15 protein-coding genes are annotated in these 14808 nt (G+C 61.9%); 11 read left to right on the forward strand and 4 right to left on the reverse strand.

Translation table 11 applies throughout. The features are described 5' to 3' along the window. Nucleotides 1–67 precede the first annotated feature (67 nt). The 8 genes from FVW59_RS00580 (at nt 68) to FVW59_RS00610 (ending at nt 6647) form a co-directional block, all read left to right on the forward strand. On the forward strand, nt 68–571 hold the full coding sequence (locus FVW59_RS00580; protein ID WP_148062304.1) for a GNAT family N-acetyltransferase: 504 nt from the start codon (nt 68–70) through the stop codon (nt 569–571). A 145-nt stretch (nt 572–716) separates the two neighbouring features. Further along, nucleotides 717–878 (forward strand): UBA domain-containing protein, encoded by a 162-nt coding sequence (locus FVW59_RS19535; RefSeq protein ID WP_187275695.1) that lies wholly within the window; start codon nt 717–719, stop codon nt 876–878. Between the two features lie 75 nt (nt 879–953). Beyond that, the gene (locus FVW59_RS00585; RefSeq protein ID WP_148062305.1) at nt 954–2024 is read left to right on the forward strand and encodes an MBL fold metallo-hydrolase; all 1071 of its coding nucleotides are present in this window, start codon (nt 954–956) and stop codon (nt 2022–2024) included. 111 nt (nt 2025–2135) lie between these two features. Further along, entirely contained in the window at nt 2136–2474 is a 339-nt protein-coding gene (locus FVW59_RS00590) for a metalloregulator ArsR/SmtB family transcription factor (protein ID WP_148062306.1), read from the forward strand. A gap of 10 nt (nt 2475–2484) precedes the next feature. Continuing rightward, the gene (locus tag FVW59_RS00595) at nt 2485–2955 is read left to right on the forward strand and encodes an arsenate reductase ArsC (protein WP_148062307.1); all 471 of its coding nucleotides are present in this window, start codon (nt 2485–2487) and stop codon (nt 2953–2955) included. Then, the gene (arsH, locus tag FVW59_RS00600) at nt 2955–3674 is read left to right on the forward strand and encodes an arsenical resistance protein ArsH (RefSeq protein WP_148062308.1); all 720 of its coding nucleotides are present in this window, start codon (nt 2955–2957) and stop codon (nt 3672–3674) included. The genes FVW59_RS00595 and arsH overlap by 1 nt, the downstream gene beginning before the upstream one ends. Nucleotides 3675–3685: 11 nt before the next feature. After that, a complete protein-coding gene (gene arsB, locus FVW59_RS00605) occupies nt 3686–4714 on the forward strand; it encodes an ACR3 family arsenite efflux transporter (RefSeq protein ID WP_148062309.1) in 1029 nt (342 codons plus the stop codon). Between the two features lie 64 nt (nt 4715–4778). Beyond that, complete coding sequence (locus tag FVW59_RS00610) at nt 4779–6647, forward strand: N-acyl-D-amino-acid deacylase family protein (RefSeq protein WP_148062310.1); 1869 nt, start codon at nt 4779–4781, stop codon at nt 6645–6647. Between the two features lie 16 nt (nt 6648–6663). Here FVW59_RS00610 and FVW59_RS00615 read toward each other — a convergent pair whose 3' ends face one another. Continuing rightward, nucleotides 6664–7305 carry a TetR/AcrR family transcriptional regulator gene (locus FVW59_RS00615; RefSeq protein WP_148062311.1) on the reverse strand — a complete coding sequence of 214 codons (642 nt, stop codon included), beginning with the start codon at nt 7303–7305 and terminating at the stop codon, nt 6664–6666. Between the two features lie 259 nt (nt 7306–7564). On the opposite strand from FVW59_RS00615, the gene FVW59_RS00620 reads away from it, so the two are divergent. From FVW59_RS00620 to FVW59_RS00630, 3 genes are read left to right on the forward strand one after another with little or no spacing between them, the layout of a single operon-like run. After that, nucleotides 7565–8674, forward strand: coding sequence for a sulfotransferase family protein (locus FVW59_RS00620; RefSeq protein ID WP_246139588.1), 1110 nt, complete (start codon nt 7565–7567; stop codon nt 8672–8674). Further along, a complete protein-coding gene (locus FVW59_RS00625) occupies nt 8671–9522 on the forward strand; it encodes an SDR family NAD(P)-dependent oxidoreductase (protein WP_148062313.1) in 852 nt (283 codons plus the stop codon). Before FVW59_RS00620 ends, FVW59_RS00625 begins: the two co-directional genes overlap by 4 nt. Before the next feature lie 18 nt (nt 9523–9540). Then, on the forward strand, nt 9541–10917 hold the full coding sequence (locus FVW59_RS00630; protein WP_148062314.1) for a hypothetical protein: 1377 nt from the start codon (nt 9541–9543) through the stop codon (nt 10915–10917). A 10-nt stretch (nt 10918–10927) separates the two neighbouring features. Here the strand turns inward: FVW59_RS00630 and FVW59_RS00635 are convergent, their stop codons facing one another. The 3 genes from FVW59_RS00635 to FVW59_RS00645 all read right to left on the reverse strand — a co-directional run bounded on the left by FVW59_RS00635 (nt 10928) and on the right by FVW59_RS00645 (nt 14770). Further along, nucleotides 10928–13171, reverse strand: coding sequence for a TonB-dependent receptor (locus FVW59_RS00635; protein ID WP_148062315.1), 2244 nt, complete (start codon nt 13169–13171; stop codon nt 10928–10930). A 49-nt stretch (nt 13172–13220) separates the two neighbouring features. Continuing rightward, nucleotides 13221–14006: an alpha/beta fold hydrolase gene (locus FVW59_RS00640; RefSeq protein ID WP_148062316.1), complete on the reverse strand. Its 786-nt coding sequence runs from the start codon at nt 14004–14006 to the stop codon at nt 13221–13223. A gap of 131 nt (nt 14007–14137) precedes the next feature. After that, on the reverse strand, nt 14138–14770 hold the full coding sequence (locus FVW59_RS00645) for a TetR family transcriptional regulator (RefSeq protein ID WP_148062317.1): 633 nt from the start codon (nt 14768–14770) through the stop codon (nt 14138–14140). Nucleotides 14771–14808: the final 38 nt, after the last annotated feature.

Raw genomic sequence — 14808 nt, forward strand, 5'->3', positions numbered from 1 at the left:
CCCGCAGGACCAGTAGGTCAGATTGAAAGTAAAGAATGGGATAGAGTTTTTTTTGTTAGAGTAGTTTATGGATTCTAAACAGTACAAGACAACATATCTGGAGATGTTTTCCGTCAACGACCTCCAGAAAAAAGCACTGCCTGACGTGCTCGAAGTTATTGAATGTAGAGAGCCGCAGTATCAGTTCAATAAGTTTCTATATGAGCTTGTCGGCTCAGAGTGGGAATGGGGTGATTTGGACGAGTGGAACGATGATCAGTGGCGTGACATTGTAGAGAGCGACTCTCTTAGAACGTGGGTTGCATACTACAGAGGCAGCATCGCTGGATACTATGAGCTATATAAAGATAATGAGAATACTGAAATTCGGTATTTTGGTTTAGCACCTAGCTATATCGGAAGAGGTTTCGGTGGGCCACTTTTAAGTCATGCAATTCATTCTGCCTGGGAATGGCCGGGTACCAGTCGAGTATGGGTGCACACTTGTACATTTGACCACCCTGGCGCACTGTCAAATTATCTTGCTCGCGGTATGAAAATATACAGAGAAGAGTTAACTCCTTTGGAGTGATATGCATGCCCTCCAGACGAATGGGCTTTGGGTACGAATGACCTCCAATTAAGCTAAAGTCCGCAATGAGGACCTCTACGACACGAACAACGCGACTGGCGGTCAATAGGCTATTCGTCAGGATTGGTGCAAAGCTAAGCAAGATATGGAAGAAAGGCTTAAAGAGCTTCGCACCTTGACAGGGGCAGGCCTCTTAGAATGCAAAAAGGCTTTGATCGCCTCGGAAGGTAATGTGCAAATTGCTCTGATCAAGCTGCGGGGAGAAGACGATGAACCTCCTGATCCAGAGCCGGAAGCCTTCGACTAAACCTTCGAGAATGACAGCTTCGCGGACACTCGCGACAACCTGTACCCCAGATTCGCTCCCTTCAAGGAGTAAACGATGAAAAGATCCCTTGTCCTTCTCGTCGCCCTGGCAGCAATCGGTCTGATCGCCTACAGCCAGCGCGCCGGCATCGCTGCCCGCCTGATGGAGAGAGGACTGGAATCACGCCTGGCGGCGGATCGTGTGGCGGAGCTAGGCGACGGGCTCCATCTGGCACTGTGCGGTGCCGGCGGTCCGCTACCGGCGCCAAAAGCATCCGGGCCCTGCGTTGCGGTGGTCGCCGGGCAGCGCCTTTTCATTGTCGATGTCGGCACCGACAGCCCCCGCAACCTGGGCCGCATGGGCTACCAGGTGGGTAGCGTTGAAGGCGTATTCCTCACCCACTTTCATTCCGACCATATCGACGGCCTGGGCGAACTGGCGACGCTACGCTGGGCTGGCGGAGATAATGACAAACCGCTGCCGGTTCACGGCCCGGAAGGGGTAGGGCAGGTGGTAGATGGCTTCAATAGGGCCTATGGCCAGGATGTCACCTATCGCCACGCGCATCACGGCGATACGGTGGCGCCGCTTGGCGGCGCCGGGATGAAGGCAGTGCCTTTCAGCAAACCTGCGTTGGGTGAACTGGCCACATTGATCGATGACGGTGATCTGGTGGTGGAAGCCCTGGCTGTCGATCACGCGCCGGTGGATCCGGCAGTGGGCTACCGCTTCAGCTACAAGGGGCGCTCGCTGCTGATTACCGGTGATACCGTGAAATCACCCAACATCGAGGCCTTCGCCCGGGGTGTCGACCTGCTGGTACACGAGGCGCTGGCGCCCAATCTGGTAGGCATGATGCACGATGCCGCAAAGAAAACCGGTGACCCGATTCTCGCCAAAATCACCCACGATATTCCCGACTATCACGCGAGCCCGATGGACGCTGCCGAAACCGCACGCGATGCCGGTGTGGGCCATCTGCTCTACTACCACATCGTGCCGCCCCTGGTTATTCCCGGGCAGAAAGCCCTGTACCTGAACGGTGCCGGTGACGTCTTCCCTGAGTACACCATCGGTGAAGACGGCGTTGAATTTTCGCTCCCCGCCCACTCGAAGGAGATTATCAAGGTCAGAGACGGTCTCTAGGGGCGCGCTCGAGCTATTGGGAGTGTTACAGGCTCCCACGGTAAAATTTCTATTGCATTCGATTGCTCATATATATGAACATCCATATGTGTTTGGCGCAGAGTGCAATACATGTCCCCCCTTACCTTCTTCAAATGCCTCTCGGATGAGACCCGGCTGAAGAGTCTTCTGCTGCTGACCGACAGGCAGCCGCTGTGTGTTTGCGAGCTGATGCTGGCCCTCGACCTCAGCCAGCCCAAGGTCTCCCGCCATCTCGCCGAACTGCGGGAATGCGGCCTGGTGGAGGGCGAGCGCCGTGGACGCTGGGTGTACTACCGCCTGCACGTGGGCCTGCCGGACTGGGCGCGCAAAGTGCTCGAGGATACCGCCCGGGCCTCAGCTGACTTCCTGCTGGAACCGCGCGCCCGCCTCGCCGGGGAGGCTCGCGCCACCGCCTGTAGTGCGTCATGAGAGATCAGCCATGAAAATCCTGTTTGTGTGCACCCATAACCGCTGCCGCAGCATTCTCTCGGAGGCCATCGCGCGGCACCGGGCTGGCGCGGTGCTCGATGTGCGCAGCGCCGGCAGCCAGCCCGCTGGCGAAGTACACCCGCTGAGCCTGCACTACCTGGCGCAGGCGGGCTATCCCACGGAGGGGTTGCAGAGCCAGTCCTGGGATGAGTTCGCGGATTTCGCGCCGGATCTGGTGATTACTGTGTGCGACGCTGCCGCCGGTGAGGCCTGCCCGCTGTACCTCGGCAACTCGATGAAAGTGCACTGGGGCCTGTCGGATCCCTCGAAAATTGAAGGCAATACTGCAGAGCAGGCCGCGGCCTTCTCGGCCTGTATCGCGGAAGTAGAGCGCCGGGTGGATGTGCTGGCGCAATTGGCCTGCGGCGGGCTGCAGGGCGATGCCCTGCGCACGGCGCTGGCAGAGCAAGGAGCAAAATAATGAGTGCACTCGATACCACACTGCCCAATATCGATCCGGCGCAGTTTCAGCGTCCCGCTGCCGGTGGCTTTGCCGCCCCCGACGACAGCCACCCGCCGCGCATCCTGCTGCTTTACGGCTCGCTGCGCGAGGTGTCCTATAGCCGCAAGGTGGTGGAAGAGGCGTCCCGGCTGTTAATTGCCCTGGGCGCCGAGCCGCGTATTTTTGACCCCCGCGGTCTGCCGCAACCGGACAGCGGCGAGGACCAGCACCCCAAGGTGCAGGAACTGCGTGAACTGATGGTGTGGTCGGAGGGGCAGGTGTGGTGCTCCCCCGAGCGCCACGGCGCCATGACCGGCATTCTCAAGAGCCAGATCGACTGGGTGCCGCTCAATATCGGCGGGGTGCGGCCTACCCAGGGTAAAACGCTGGCGGTGATGCAGGTCAGTGGCGGCTCGCAATCCTTCAATGCGGTCAACCAGATGCGCGTGCTGGGGCGCTGGATGCGCATGTTCACCATCCCCAATCAATCCTCCGTGGCCAAAGCCTTCATGGAATTCGAGGAGGGTGGCCGCATGAAACCCTCGCCCTACTACAACCGCATTGTCGATGTGCTGGAGGAGCTGGTGAAGTTCACCCTGCTCCTGCGCGGGAACAAAGAATACCTCGTCGACCGCTATTCCGAGCGGGTGGAAAGCGCGGAGCAGCTCAGCCAGCGCGTTAACCAGCGCTCGATTTAGGGAGTATCACAATGGGTGTGTTCGAACGATATCTCAGTGTCTGGGTAGGACTGGCAATCATAGCCGGCATTCTGGCGGGCCTGGCAATACCCGGGGCATTCGCGGTCATCGCGAGCTGGGAGTATGCCCACGTGAATATTGCGGTGGGGCTGCTTATCTGGCTGATGATCTACCCGATGATGGTGCAGGTGGACTTCGGCTCCATCCGCGATGTGGGGCGCAATCCCCGGGGGCTGGTACTGACCCTGGTTATCAACTGGCTGATCAAGCCCTTCACCATGGCCTTGCTGGGCTGGCTGTTCTTCCGGGTCATTTTCGTCGACTGGGTGGACCCGCAGACGGCCGGCGAATACATCGCTGGCATGATCCTGCTCGGCGTGGCACCCTGCACCGCGATGGTGTTTGTGTGGAGCCAGCTGACGAAGGGCGACGCCAACTACACCCTGGTGCAGGTGTCGATCAACGACGTGATCATGATCTTTGCCTTCGCCCCGATTGCCGGACTGCTGCTGGGTATCAGCGATATCCACGTGCCCTGGGATACCCTGCTGCTGTCAGTCGTGCTCTATGTGCTGGTGCCTTTGCTGGCAGGCGTCTGGACCCGTCACCGGCTCGATCGCGCCGACGATCACAGCCGGCTCAATGCCTTCCTGGCGCGTATGAAGCCCTGGTCCATCCTCGGCCTGCTGGCCACGGTGGTGCTGTTGTTCGGTTTCCAGGCCGAGACCATTCTGGCCAGGCCCCTGGCCATCGTGCTGATCGCGATTCCCCTGCTGATCCAGACCTACGGCATTTTCGCTATCACCTATGTCATGGCATTAAAGCTGCAGTTGCCGCATAACGTGGCGGCCCCTGCCTGCCTGATCGGCACCTCCAACTTCTTCGAGCTGGCGGTGGCGGTGGCCATCTCGCTGTTCGGGCTTCATTCGGGGGCGGCGCTGGCCACCGTGGTAGGCGTTCTGGTGGAAGTGCCGGTGATGCTGTCACTGGTGTGGTTTGCCAACCGCACCCGGGACCGGTTTAACAAGGCGGCGGCCTGACGCTTTCACAGCGCTGTCCACTGTCCTACACTCGGCGTCACCCATAAGCATAAGAGGACAGCCAATGAGCACAGCCTGGGACACCCTGATCACCGGCGCCACGGTTTTCGACGGCAGTGGCAGCCCGCCGCGGCAGGAAGATATAGCCATTGCCAATGGCCGGATCGCAGCACGGGGCATTGGCCTGCCGCCATCACAGGCGGCCCAGGTGATCGACGCCAGCGGCCAGTGGCTGATGCCCGGGCTGCTGGATATTCACACCCACCTCGACCTGGAAGTGGACCTGGAGCCGGCACTGCCGGAAGTGGTGCGCCACGGTACCACCACGGTGCTGTTCGGGAATTGCAGCCTCGGCAATTGTTTCGGCAAGCAGATCGAGGGCGACCAGAACCCCATCGTCGATTGCTTTACCCGGGTGGAAAACATCCCCAAGAAGGTGCTGGCCAAAAGCGTGGAGGCGGTCACCTGGGACAATACCGGCGACTACCTCGACCACTTCGGCGAGATTCCCCTCGGCCCCAACGTGGCGGCTTTTGTGCCCCACTCCATGCTGCGGGTGGAAGTGATGGGGCTGGAGGCCAGTGTCACCCGGGAGCCGACCGAGGCGGAGCTGGGCGAGATGGAGCGCCTGCTGGAGCAGGCCCTGCAGCAGGGTTACCTGGGCCTGTCCACCGACGGCCTGCCCTTTCACTACCTGGCCAACGCGCCCAATACGGATAAACGCATTCCCACCCAGTTCGCCTCCTTCAAGGAAATGAAGCGCTTGCTGGCGGTGGTGCGCAAGTACGACCGGGTGTGGCAGACCACGCCGATTATCGAAAACCGGCTCAAGGCCTTTGGCTATTTCGCCCTGACCAGCGGGCGACTGTTTGGCAAGACCCTGAAAACCTCGGCCCTGTCGGTGATGGAGTTCGTGCTGGCGCCCAAGGCCTCCAATGCCTTTCTCGGCTTTGCCAGGCTGATGAACAGTCGGCTGTTCAAGGGCAATATCCACTTCCAGGCCCTGGGTACCAATTTCCGCGTGTGGTCCGACGGCATCGTCAGCCCGCTGTTTGAAGAGCTGGACTCCACCTGCGAGCTTATCGCCCTGGAATACGACGACCTGGAGGGGCGGCGCGCCCTGCTGAATAACCCGGCCTGGGTCGAGCGTTTCCGTGCCGACTGGCATCACGGCCGCCGCGGGCGCAACTGGGCCCACTTCAAGGCGAAGCTGGGCATGCCGGACAATCTGGTAGTGCGCGATCTCGAGCGGATGGTCTTCGATGGCGCGCCGGTGGCCGACTGGGAGGGCGAGACCCTGCAGTCAGTCAGTGAGCGCCTGCAGCGTTTCCAGGACGGCGCCGCTGATGCCGCCCGTTCCGATGCCGAGCGCGAAGCCTTCAGCAGTTTTTCCCTGCAGGTGCGTGACGACGCCGATTTCATGCTCGGCATGCTGCGCGAGTACGACCGGAACTTCCGCTACTGGATCGACGTGAGTAACGACGGCAACCGCGCCACCCTGGATTTTCTGCTGCACCCCCAGGCCATGCCCGGTTTTAACGATTCCGGTGCCCACATCACCAATATGGCCTTCTACGATTCCAACCTGATGTCCCTCAAGCTCGCCCAGCAAAAGGGAGAAACGACTGTCGCCACCATCGTGCGGCGGCTGACCCGCGAACCGGCGGCATTCTTCAATCTCGATGTGGGTAGCATTGAGCCCGGCGCCCAGGCGGATATCACCCTGGTCGACCCGGAGAAACTGGCCGGTTGGGATACCAACGATACGCGGGAGTTCATCTACCGCGACCTGTTCGAGCACCAGCAGATGGTCAATCGACCGGAAGGAATCGTGCCGCTCGTACTGATCAACGGCCAGGTGGTGTGGCGCGACGGCGCCTTCGACGAGGCGCTGGGCAGCGCGGTGCTGGGGCGCGCGTTGCGGGCGGCCTGAAGCCCGTCCCGCTGCCTCAGTTGCTATCGAGATAGCGCAGTAGCAGTTGCAGCAACTCCTCGCGATAGTTGGCGTCTGCCAGTAGTTCCGGCTGTTCCTGCATGGCCTGGCTGAGGTTGCCCCGAAGCGTCTGGCGCAGTAGCAGGGCACGGTAGCGGGGATTGCCGCCGGCGTCCTTGTCGGCCAGCCACTGTGCCAGCCAGGCTTCCCAGGACGGGTTGTTGAGGGACTCGGTCAACTCCTCAACCCGCCGGTGGATGTCGAAACTGCCCCGGTACTTGCGGAAGAAGTCCGGCTCCAGTTGCTGCAGGGCCAGCCATTGCTCACATTCCTGGGCGATGATGGCGGCCAGGGTTTCCGGCACCGAGCGGTCCGCCAGCTTCTGGATCTGCTGAAAGTGCCGCTGGGCCTTCAGCAGCAACTGCTCCATGCGGTTCTCGTAGACGTCCGAGAGTATGGCCTCCTTGTTGGGGAAGTACTGGTAGAGCGAGGCGATATTGACCCCGGCGACCTCGGCTATTCGCGCCGTGGTCAGTTTGTCGGCGCCCTCGTTATCGAGAATTTTCAGGCAGGCTTCCTGGATGGCGCGCATGGTGTGCCGGGCGCGGCTCTGGCGCGGGCGCTTGCGGGCGCGGGGTGGTTGTTGCTCGTCGTTCATGGCCGGTGCCGGGCGGTAAAAATGTAAGTGGCCTGCAGTGTGCCCCGAGTAGTTGGTGAAAACCAGTGTACTTTCAACGGCTTGGGTGTCAGGGGCTGGTGCTGGAATGTGAATTGTCACCCCTGAGGCGGCGCTCTAGTCTGGCCCCTTCAAAGCCGGGCAGACAACGGGGTGGGGCAGGGTGTACTTCGATGGACAATACTATTGGCGGGTACTGGCCCACGTCTGGTCGCTGAAGGATTGGCCGGGGCGGCCGCGCATGCTGTTGCGCCTGCTGGTGCTGGTGCCCCTGGCGACTCTATTTCACAGTCTCTGTTTCCTGCTGGATTACCTCCTGTTCCCGCGGCTGTGGCGGCAGACGGTGGAGCGCCCGGTGTTTATCGTCGGCCACGCCCGCTCCGGCACCACCCTGGCTCACCGCCTGCTGGCGGCGGACGGTGATACCTTCAGTTACTTCCTCTACTGGGAGCTGTTTTTCCCCTCGCTGCTGCAAAAGAAAGTGATTCGCGGCCTCGGCCGTATCGACGCCTGGCTGGGCGGCCCCTGCATGAAAAAGCTCAAGGCCTGGGACGACAGGACCTTCGGCCGCTATCGCCATATCCACAACATGAGCCTGTGGAACGCCGAGGAAGACCAGTTCGTTATGCGCGCTGCCTTCGTCACCCAGCAGTGGGCCCTGGATGTGCCGTTGATGCACAGGATTGACCAGTTCCATGTTGACCAGATGCCTGAAAGGAAGCGCCGCCGCTGGCTGCACCACTATCGCGAGTGTGTGAAGCGGCAACTGCTGCTCAATGGCGGCGATCGCATCCACCTGTCGAAAAATCCGGTGATGTGCGGTTGGGTGGGGGCCTTGATCGAGGCCTTCCCCGACGCCCGCATTGCGGTGATGGTGCGCAACCCCCACCAGTGTATTCCCAGCACCCTCAAGTTGCTGGAGGTCAGCTGGCGCGGCAAGGGCTGGAGCCGGGAGCAGTACGCCGCGTCGCTGCGGGTGATGACGGAGATTTCCTTCGAGTCTTTCCACCACCCGCGACAGGTGTTGGCGGCTCACCCGGATACGCCGCATATCTTCGTTGACTATCGCGATATCACCAACAGTCCACGGCAGACCGTACACGCCATGTACGAAGCACTGGGTTTGCCGATGACACCGGCCTTTGATGCCTGGCTGCAGGCGCGGGAAGAGCACGAGCGTGGCCACAAAGGTACCTTCGAATACAGTATCGACGACTACGAGCTGTCGCCAGCGCGTATCGAAGAGGAGCTGGACGACCTGTTCGACGCGTACCAGTGGCCGCGCCAGACAGCAGTCGACACGGCAGCAAACCCGACATCCAAAGCAATAACATCAGGAGTACCCGCATGAATCAGTTACAGGGAAGAACGGCCCTGATTACCGGCGCCAGCCGGGGTATCGGCCTGGCCATGGCCCAGCGTTTTGCTGCAGAGGGCGCCGCGGTCGCCATGGTGGCATCGCGACTGGGCGCCCACGGCAATTTGCCGGGCACCCTGGATGAGGCGGTTGCCGCCATCAACGACAGCGGCGGCCGGGCAGTGGCCCTGGCCTGCGACCTGACCGATGCCCGCGCGCGGGCCGATCTGGTGGCGCGGGCAGAGGCGGAGCTGGGGCCTCTGGACATCCTGGTGAACAACGCCGCCGGGGCGAAGATGGGCCTGCCCAGTCAGGTGAGCGCGGCCGAGCGCAGCTGGATGTACGAAATCAATTTGAACGCGCCGATTGATCTTGCACAGCAGGTGCTGCCCGGCATGCGCGAGCGGGGCCGCGGCTGGATTCTGAATATATCTTCAGCCAGTTGCGAGCAACCCGCTGTGCCTTACCGCGACAGCAAGATGGCCGCCCATGCCATCACTGCCTACGGCGCTACCAAGGCGGCCCTCAATCGCTATACCGAAGGGCTGGCGCACGAGGTAGAGGAAGATGGCGTATTCGTGAATTCACTGGCGCCGGTCAGCATTGTGCTCACGCCGGGTGCGGAGTACGTGCGGGCGATTGCCGAACGCAACCCTGACATGGCGGAGCCTCTGGAAACCATGGCGGAAGCGGCCCTGTCCCTGTGCACTGGGCGCCATGTCGGCCAGGTGGCCTACAGTCGCCACTGGCTGCACGCGACCGGGCAGGACGTTTACAGCCTGGATGGCAAAACCCGTCTGGGAGACGCTTTTATCGCTGCGCAACTGGCGGCCAGGGCATAGCGAAAGGAGGTGACACAGATGACCACTGAGCAAGCACGGGAAGAGCTTAAAGCCGCCTGGGACGACCTGATCGAAAATTTACAGGCCGCCCGGAATGCCATTGATGACCCGGCCTGTTTCCCGCCGCCGGCGAGCGACCGCAACCTGGCGGAAGGATACCGCTACCTGTCGGGCTTTATTCATCACGCCGTCGAACGCGCCTTCCACGAGGATCCGGACTTTCCCGCCTTCCGCAACGCCCTGTCGGTGTACAACAAGTCCACCATCGACAACGCTGATGCCATCTACTTCTACGCACCGCTGGACGGCCGCAAGCACTACCGGGTCACTGCCCGCTTGCCGGATTGGCGCCACTGGCGCGGTGAAGCGCGCGCAGTTGACGGCCCGCTGGCGCCCCAGTACCTGATCTTCGAGGTGGCAGCGGGCCCCATGGCCGGCGATACCGGCGACCTGCGCGAACTGATGCCAGGCGGGCGCACCGGCTTTGGCACCCTCGACACTTCACAGCTCGAGGTGGGGCCGGACGGGGTGCTGGAACTGCACCTGGGGCCAGAGCGGCCGGCAGGCTACGAGGGTAACTTCATCTGCACCCGCAAACCGCCGTCGAAGCAGGCGCCGGAGGCGGGGGAGCGCTACGCCACTACCATCAGCGGGCGGCAACTGTTCTATGACTGGGAGCGGGAGGAGCCCCTGCACCTGTCCATCGCCTGCCTGGACAGTGAAGGCAGCCATCCCCCGGCGCTGAACAGTGCCCACACCGCCGGACAGCTACGCAAGCTGGGTGCCATCGTGCGCGGACAGATGCATTTCTGGCTGGCCTTCTACGATCGCATTCTCAACTGCAACGGCAGCCACGAGGGGGACGGGCGCTACTTTATGCCGGTGAATGCCTACAACCGGCCCAATGCCGCTTCCGGCGACACTGGCGGGGGCATGAGTACTAACATTTACGCCGGTGGCATTTTCGATCTGGCCGAGGACGAGGCACTGTTTATCGAGGCCCGTTTTCACGGTGAGCCGGTGTACACCAGCATGCACCTGGGCAATCTGTGGGGCGAGTCGCCGGACTACGCCAACCACCAGAGCAGTCTCAATGCCTTCCAGATGCACATGGGCGCGGACGGCGTGCAGCGCTGGGTGGTGGCCCATCGTGACCCGGGGGTGCCGAACTGGGTGGATACCACGGGCCTGCCCCGGGGTTACCTGTCCCACCGCTGGGCCTACAGCACCCTGCCGCCGGAGGATCAGTGGCCGACCATCGCGGCGCGAGTCGTTCCTTTCGACGCCATCCGCGATTGCTTCCCGCCGGACACGCCCCCGATGACCCCGGAGCAGCGGCGGCGGGATATCGCCGTTCGCCAGCGCCATGTGCAGAAGCGTTTTCGGGTGTTCTAGTCGAGGCGGCTCAGAAACGGTAGTCGAGCTGCAGCGACACGGTGCGCGGTGCGCCGTAGTAACCGATCACCTCGCCTTCGCCGGTGGTCGGAAAGTTGTAGCCCGCCACCCGGTACTCCTGGTCGCCCAGGTTGCGGCCATGCACACCGACCGACCACTGTTCATCTGCGGAGTACCACAGCAAACTGGCATTCCACAGTGTGTAGCCGTCTTCGTCGATGGCCGACGGAGTTTCGAACATCTGCACCGCGGAGCGGTAGGCCAGTGACAGTGAGCCGGTCAACAGGCCGTAGCTGCCCAGTTCGAAATCGCGGTTGAGGCCGACTTGGCCGGTCCAGCGCGGGGTGTTCTGGATGTCGCGCTGGTCGGCCACGTCGACAATCTGGCCGGAGGGATCGGCGCTCAACCACTCATCTATGTCGGTATCGATATAGCCGATATTCGCTGACAGCCGAAGGCTGTCGCCGAGCTGCGCTTCGGACTCCAGCTCTACGCCCCGCAGCGTGGCTTCACCGACGTTTTCCACGTTCTGCACCGGCACCGGGAAGCCCAGCGCGTTGTTGGCAAAGCCCACCGCCGTCACTACCTGCATATCTTTGTAGCTGGCGTAAAACGCTGCGGCATTGAGGCGCAGGCGCCGCTCGAGGAACTCGCCTTTCATCCCGACTTCCCAGCTATCTACCGTCTCGGGTTCAAATCCTTCCACGGTATCCGGGTTGGCAGCCTGGTTGCCGCGCATGTCGAAGCCACCGCTCTTGAAGCCTTCACTGTAGCTGGCGTAAAGCATGGTGCCGCTATCGAAACTGTAGCGAACACTGGTACGCGGCGAAAATTCAGAAAAGGTTCTGCTGTTCTCGTAGTCTGACAGCACTGCAACCGGAATGCGGAAGGGGTCATCCGGATCGCCGCTGAAGTTGCCGTACTGTTCCGAGAATACCACTGCCTCCTTGCGGTCCTCGGTGTAGCGACCACCAAGGGTCATCGACCAGTGTTCACCGAAGCTGTAGTCAGCATCCACGAAGGCGGAGTAGCTCTCGGTGTCGGCGTCACCGTAGGTGGTCTGGATCAGGGGAATCCAGGGAATGGGCAGGCCGATCAGCGCGCCTGGCACGGTCTGCCCGAGAATGGCGTCGAAACGGCCACCGGAACCGCCGGTAAAGTAGTAGAGCCCGGATACCATCTGCAGGTTGTCACCGCTGTACAGCAGCTGGACTTCCTGGCTGAACTGGTGATCGTTCACGCTGGCGGGCACGTCGAAGTCGTTGACCTCGAGATTGTCGAAATCGATGGGGCCAACGCTGTCCCCCTCCCGGTAGGCGGTGATGGATTTCACCGTCCACGCATCGCTGGCACTGAAGTCGGCAGTGAGGGCCGCCCCTTCGGTATTGACCTCTGTGGCCGGGTTCAGCCCGGCCCGCGAATCGTACACGTCATCCAGTATCGGCGCGCCGCTAATGGCGCCGACGGTCATGCGATGGCCGCCCTTGGCATTGGACTTGTCATTGCTGCGGTCGTACTGCAGGCGCAAAAAGAGCGCGTCGGAGGGCTGCCATTCCAGGCTCAGGCGTCCGCTGAGGACTTCCTTGTCGTAGTTGGGCGCATCGAAGGTCAGCAGTTCGCCGTAACCGTCGCCCTTGAAGGAGGCGAGGGCGGCACCGATAAACAGTGTGTCGGTCAGGGCGATATCACCCGAGCCCAGCAGGTCGCGTTGCTGGTAGGAGCCGACGCGGGCGCTCAGGTTCAGGTCGGTCTCACCGTCCAGGCGCCGCGTTACGTACTTGACCGCGCCGCCGATGGTGTTCTTGCCGTACAGGGTGCCCTGCGGGCCGCGCAGTATTTCCACCCGTTCGACGTCGTACACATCCAGCACCGCGCCCTGGGGGCGGGCGATGTAGACGTCGTCCAGGTAGAGCCCGACCCCGGGTTCGAAGCCCCAGAGCGGATCCTGCTGGCCGACGCCGCGAATAAAAGCAGTGAGCGTGGAATTGGTGCCGCGGCTGGGCGCCAGGGTGACATTGGGCGCGCTTTGCTGCAGGTCTACGATGGTGGTGGTGCCGGTCTGCGTCAGCTGCTCGGCGCTGAAGGCGCTGACAGAGAGTGGCACGTCCTGCAGCGACTGGTCGCGGCGCTGTGCGGTGACAATCACTTCTTCCAGCATTGCCGGCGCCGCAGCGGATGGGGTCTGGGCGGTACTTGTGGACGATACGGCCAGCGCCAGAGCGGCCAGGGCGAAGGGTCTAGCGGGTGTGTGCATGGCGTTTTCCTTCCATTGGGTTTGTTATTGTGAGCAGGGTCCGCAGCGTCTATTGCTGTCGGTCGATAAATTCCAGGAGCAGGCGATTGACGGCGTCGGGTTGGTCCATCGGCGCTGCGTGCCCCGAGTTGGTCACCACAGCCAGCTCGGCCTGCGGCATGCGGGCGGCGTAGGTTCGCTTGACCGACACCGGGGTGTAGTCCCTGTCACTGGCGATAATCAGGGTCGGCGCGCTGATGTCGGGCAGGCGCGCGCTGATGTCCCAGCGGCGCAGGGCCTGGAGAGCGGCCAGATAGGCGGCCCTCGGCATCTCGCCCATCTGGCGGCGGAAGCGCCGGGCGAGGCCGGCCTGTTCCGGGTGGGGGAACAAGCGGGCAGCCAGCACCGCGGCCAGGCGTTCCATCCCCAGCAGCCTGACCACTGCGGTACGCAGGGTCAGCTCCCCGTAGCGACGCAGTCGTCCGGGCAGGGCGAAGGGACCTGAGTTGATCAGGCACATACTCAGGAGCCGGGATGGCGCAATCAGCGCCATCTGCTGGGCAACCATGCCGCCGAGGGAGAAGCCCACCACGTGGGCGGACGGCAGTTGCAGGTGATCCAGCAGGGCAACCATGTCTGCCGCCATGGCCGGGATGGTGAGCGGGGGTGGCCCCGCTTCGCTGGCGCCGTGGCCGCGCAGATCGACGGCGATGACCCGGTAGTGCCGACTGAGGGCGGGAACCTGCAGGTGCCAGTCATCGCCCCTCGAGCCGAGGCCGTGAATTAACAGCAGCGGCGTGCCCGACCCGTAGCACTGGAAGTGGATCTGCAACTGCTGGTAGTCAAAATGCGGCATGTAAGGCGACGAGTCTGAAGTTCAGTAGTCGCGATAATATGGAATCAGAATTCCGATTACAATAAAAAACTGAAGCTCCCGGCAATCGCTGCTAGCGGGGTCAATGGCGCAGGCAATGCGCCCGATGAGCGCTACTTCAGGCTCAGGTAGGAGAGAAAGACACGGCCCAGCTCGTCCGTCAGTTCGCGCTGGCTGGTAGTGCCGAAGTTGCCGGTAATGGTGTGCTGGTTGAGTGCGCCCAGCACCATGTGGGAAATGAAACGCGCGGCTTTGTCGGGCTTCGGATGATTGATTTCATCGCGATGCAGGCGCAGCACTGCCGCGGTTTTCTGTGAGACAAAATCATTGGTAACGTGAATCCGGTCGCGTACCTTGGGGTCGCGGGAGCCCTGCAGGATCAGCGCGCGCAGCACACCGCGGCGATCCTTGTAGAGTTGAACGAAAAAACCGACCAGCCCACGGGAGACCTCTTCGAGAGACTTGTCCGCCCAGGCCTCGGGGTCGAATCTCTCATCGACGATCTTCTCGACATTCATCAGAAAGCGCTGTAATAGCAGCAGGAGAAGGCGCTCCTTGTCTTCGAGCAGGCGATAGAACGTCCCCACCGATGAACGGGCCTCGCGAGCAATTTCGGCAACGCCGGCTTCCTCGAAGCGGTTGGCGGCAAGCAGCCCCTCGCCTGCGGCGAGAAAGCGCTCCAGTGCCTGTTGGCTGCGAGCCTGGGCAGGCATGGGCACGCTCACCAGTGGTTTGAATACATCCATAAATCAGAGCCCCTGAATTCAGTGCCGGATCATAGCAC

The organism is Parahaliea aestuarii (assembly GCF_008064635.1).
Taxonomy (GTDB): Bacteria; Pseudomonadota; Gammaproteobacteria; order Pseudomonadales; family Halieaceae; genus Parahaliea; species Parahaliea aestuarii.

Bases quoted from the DNA above. Each gene is read 5' to 3' on its own strand.
- arsB (WP_148062309.1), top strand. From the start codon at position 3,686: ATGGGTGTGTTCGAACGATATCTCAGTGTCTGGGTAGGACTGGCAATC.
- FVW59_RS00620 (WP_246139588.1), top strand. From the start codon at position 7,565: ATGCTGTTGCGCCTGCTGGTGCTGGTGCCCCTGGCGACTCTATTTCAC.
- FVW59_RS00645 (WP_148062317.1), bottom strand. From the start codon at position 14,770: ATGGATGTATTCAAACCACTGGTGAGCGTGCCCATGCCTGCCCAGGCT.
- arsH (WP_148062308.1), top strand. From the start codon at position 2,955: ATGAGTGCACTCGATACCACACTGCCCAATATCGATCCGGCGCAGTTT.
- FVW59_RS00590 (WP_148062306.1), top strand. From the start codon at position 2,136: ATGTCCCCCCTTACCTTCTTCAAATGCCTCTCGGATGAGACCCGGCTG.
- FVW59_RS00635 (WP_148062315.1), bottom strand. From the start codon at position 13,171: ATGCACACACCCGCTAGACCCTTCGCCCTGGCCGCTCTGGCGCTGGCC.
- FVW59_RS00630 (WP_148062314.1), top strand. From the start codon at position 9,541: ATGACCACTGAGCAAGCACGGGAAGAGCTTAAAGCCGCCTGGGACGAC.
- FVW59_RS00610 (WP_148062310.1), top strand. From the start codon at position 4,779: ATGAGCACAGCCTGGGACACCCTGATCACCGGCGCCACGGTTTTCGAC.
- FVW59_RS00640 (WP_148062316.1), bottom strand. From the start codon at position 14,006: ATGCCGCATTTTGACTACCAGCAGTTGCAGATCCACTTCCAGTGCTAC.
- FVW59_RS00625 (WP_148062313.1), top strand. From the start codon at position 8,671: ATGAATCAGTTACAGGGAAGAACGGCCCTGATTACCGGCGCCAGCCGG.
- FVW59_RS00580 (WP_148062304.1), top strand. From the start codon at position 68: ATGGATTCTAAACAGTACAAGACAACATATCTGGAGATGTTTTCCGTC.
- FVW59_RS00585 (WP_148062305.1), top strand. From the start codon at position 954: ATGAAAAGATCCCTTGTCCTTCTCGTCGCCCTGGCAGCAATCGGTCTG.
- FVW59_RS00595 (WP_148062307.1), top strand. From the start codon at position 2,485: ATGAAAATCCTGTTTGTGTGCACCCATAACCGCTGCCGCAGCATTCTC.
- FVW59_RS00615 (WP_148062311.1), bottom strand. From the start codon at position 7,305: ATGAACGACGAGCAACAACCACCCCGCGCCCGCAAGCGCCCGCGCCAG.
- FVW59_RS19535 (WP_187275695.1), top strand. From the start codon at position 717: ATGGAAGAAAGGCTTAAAGAGCTTCGCACCTTGACAGGGGCAGGCCTC.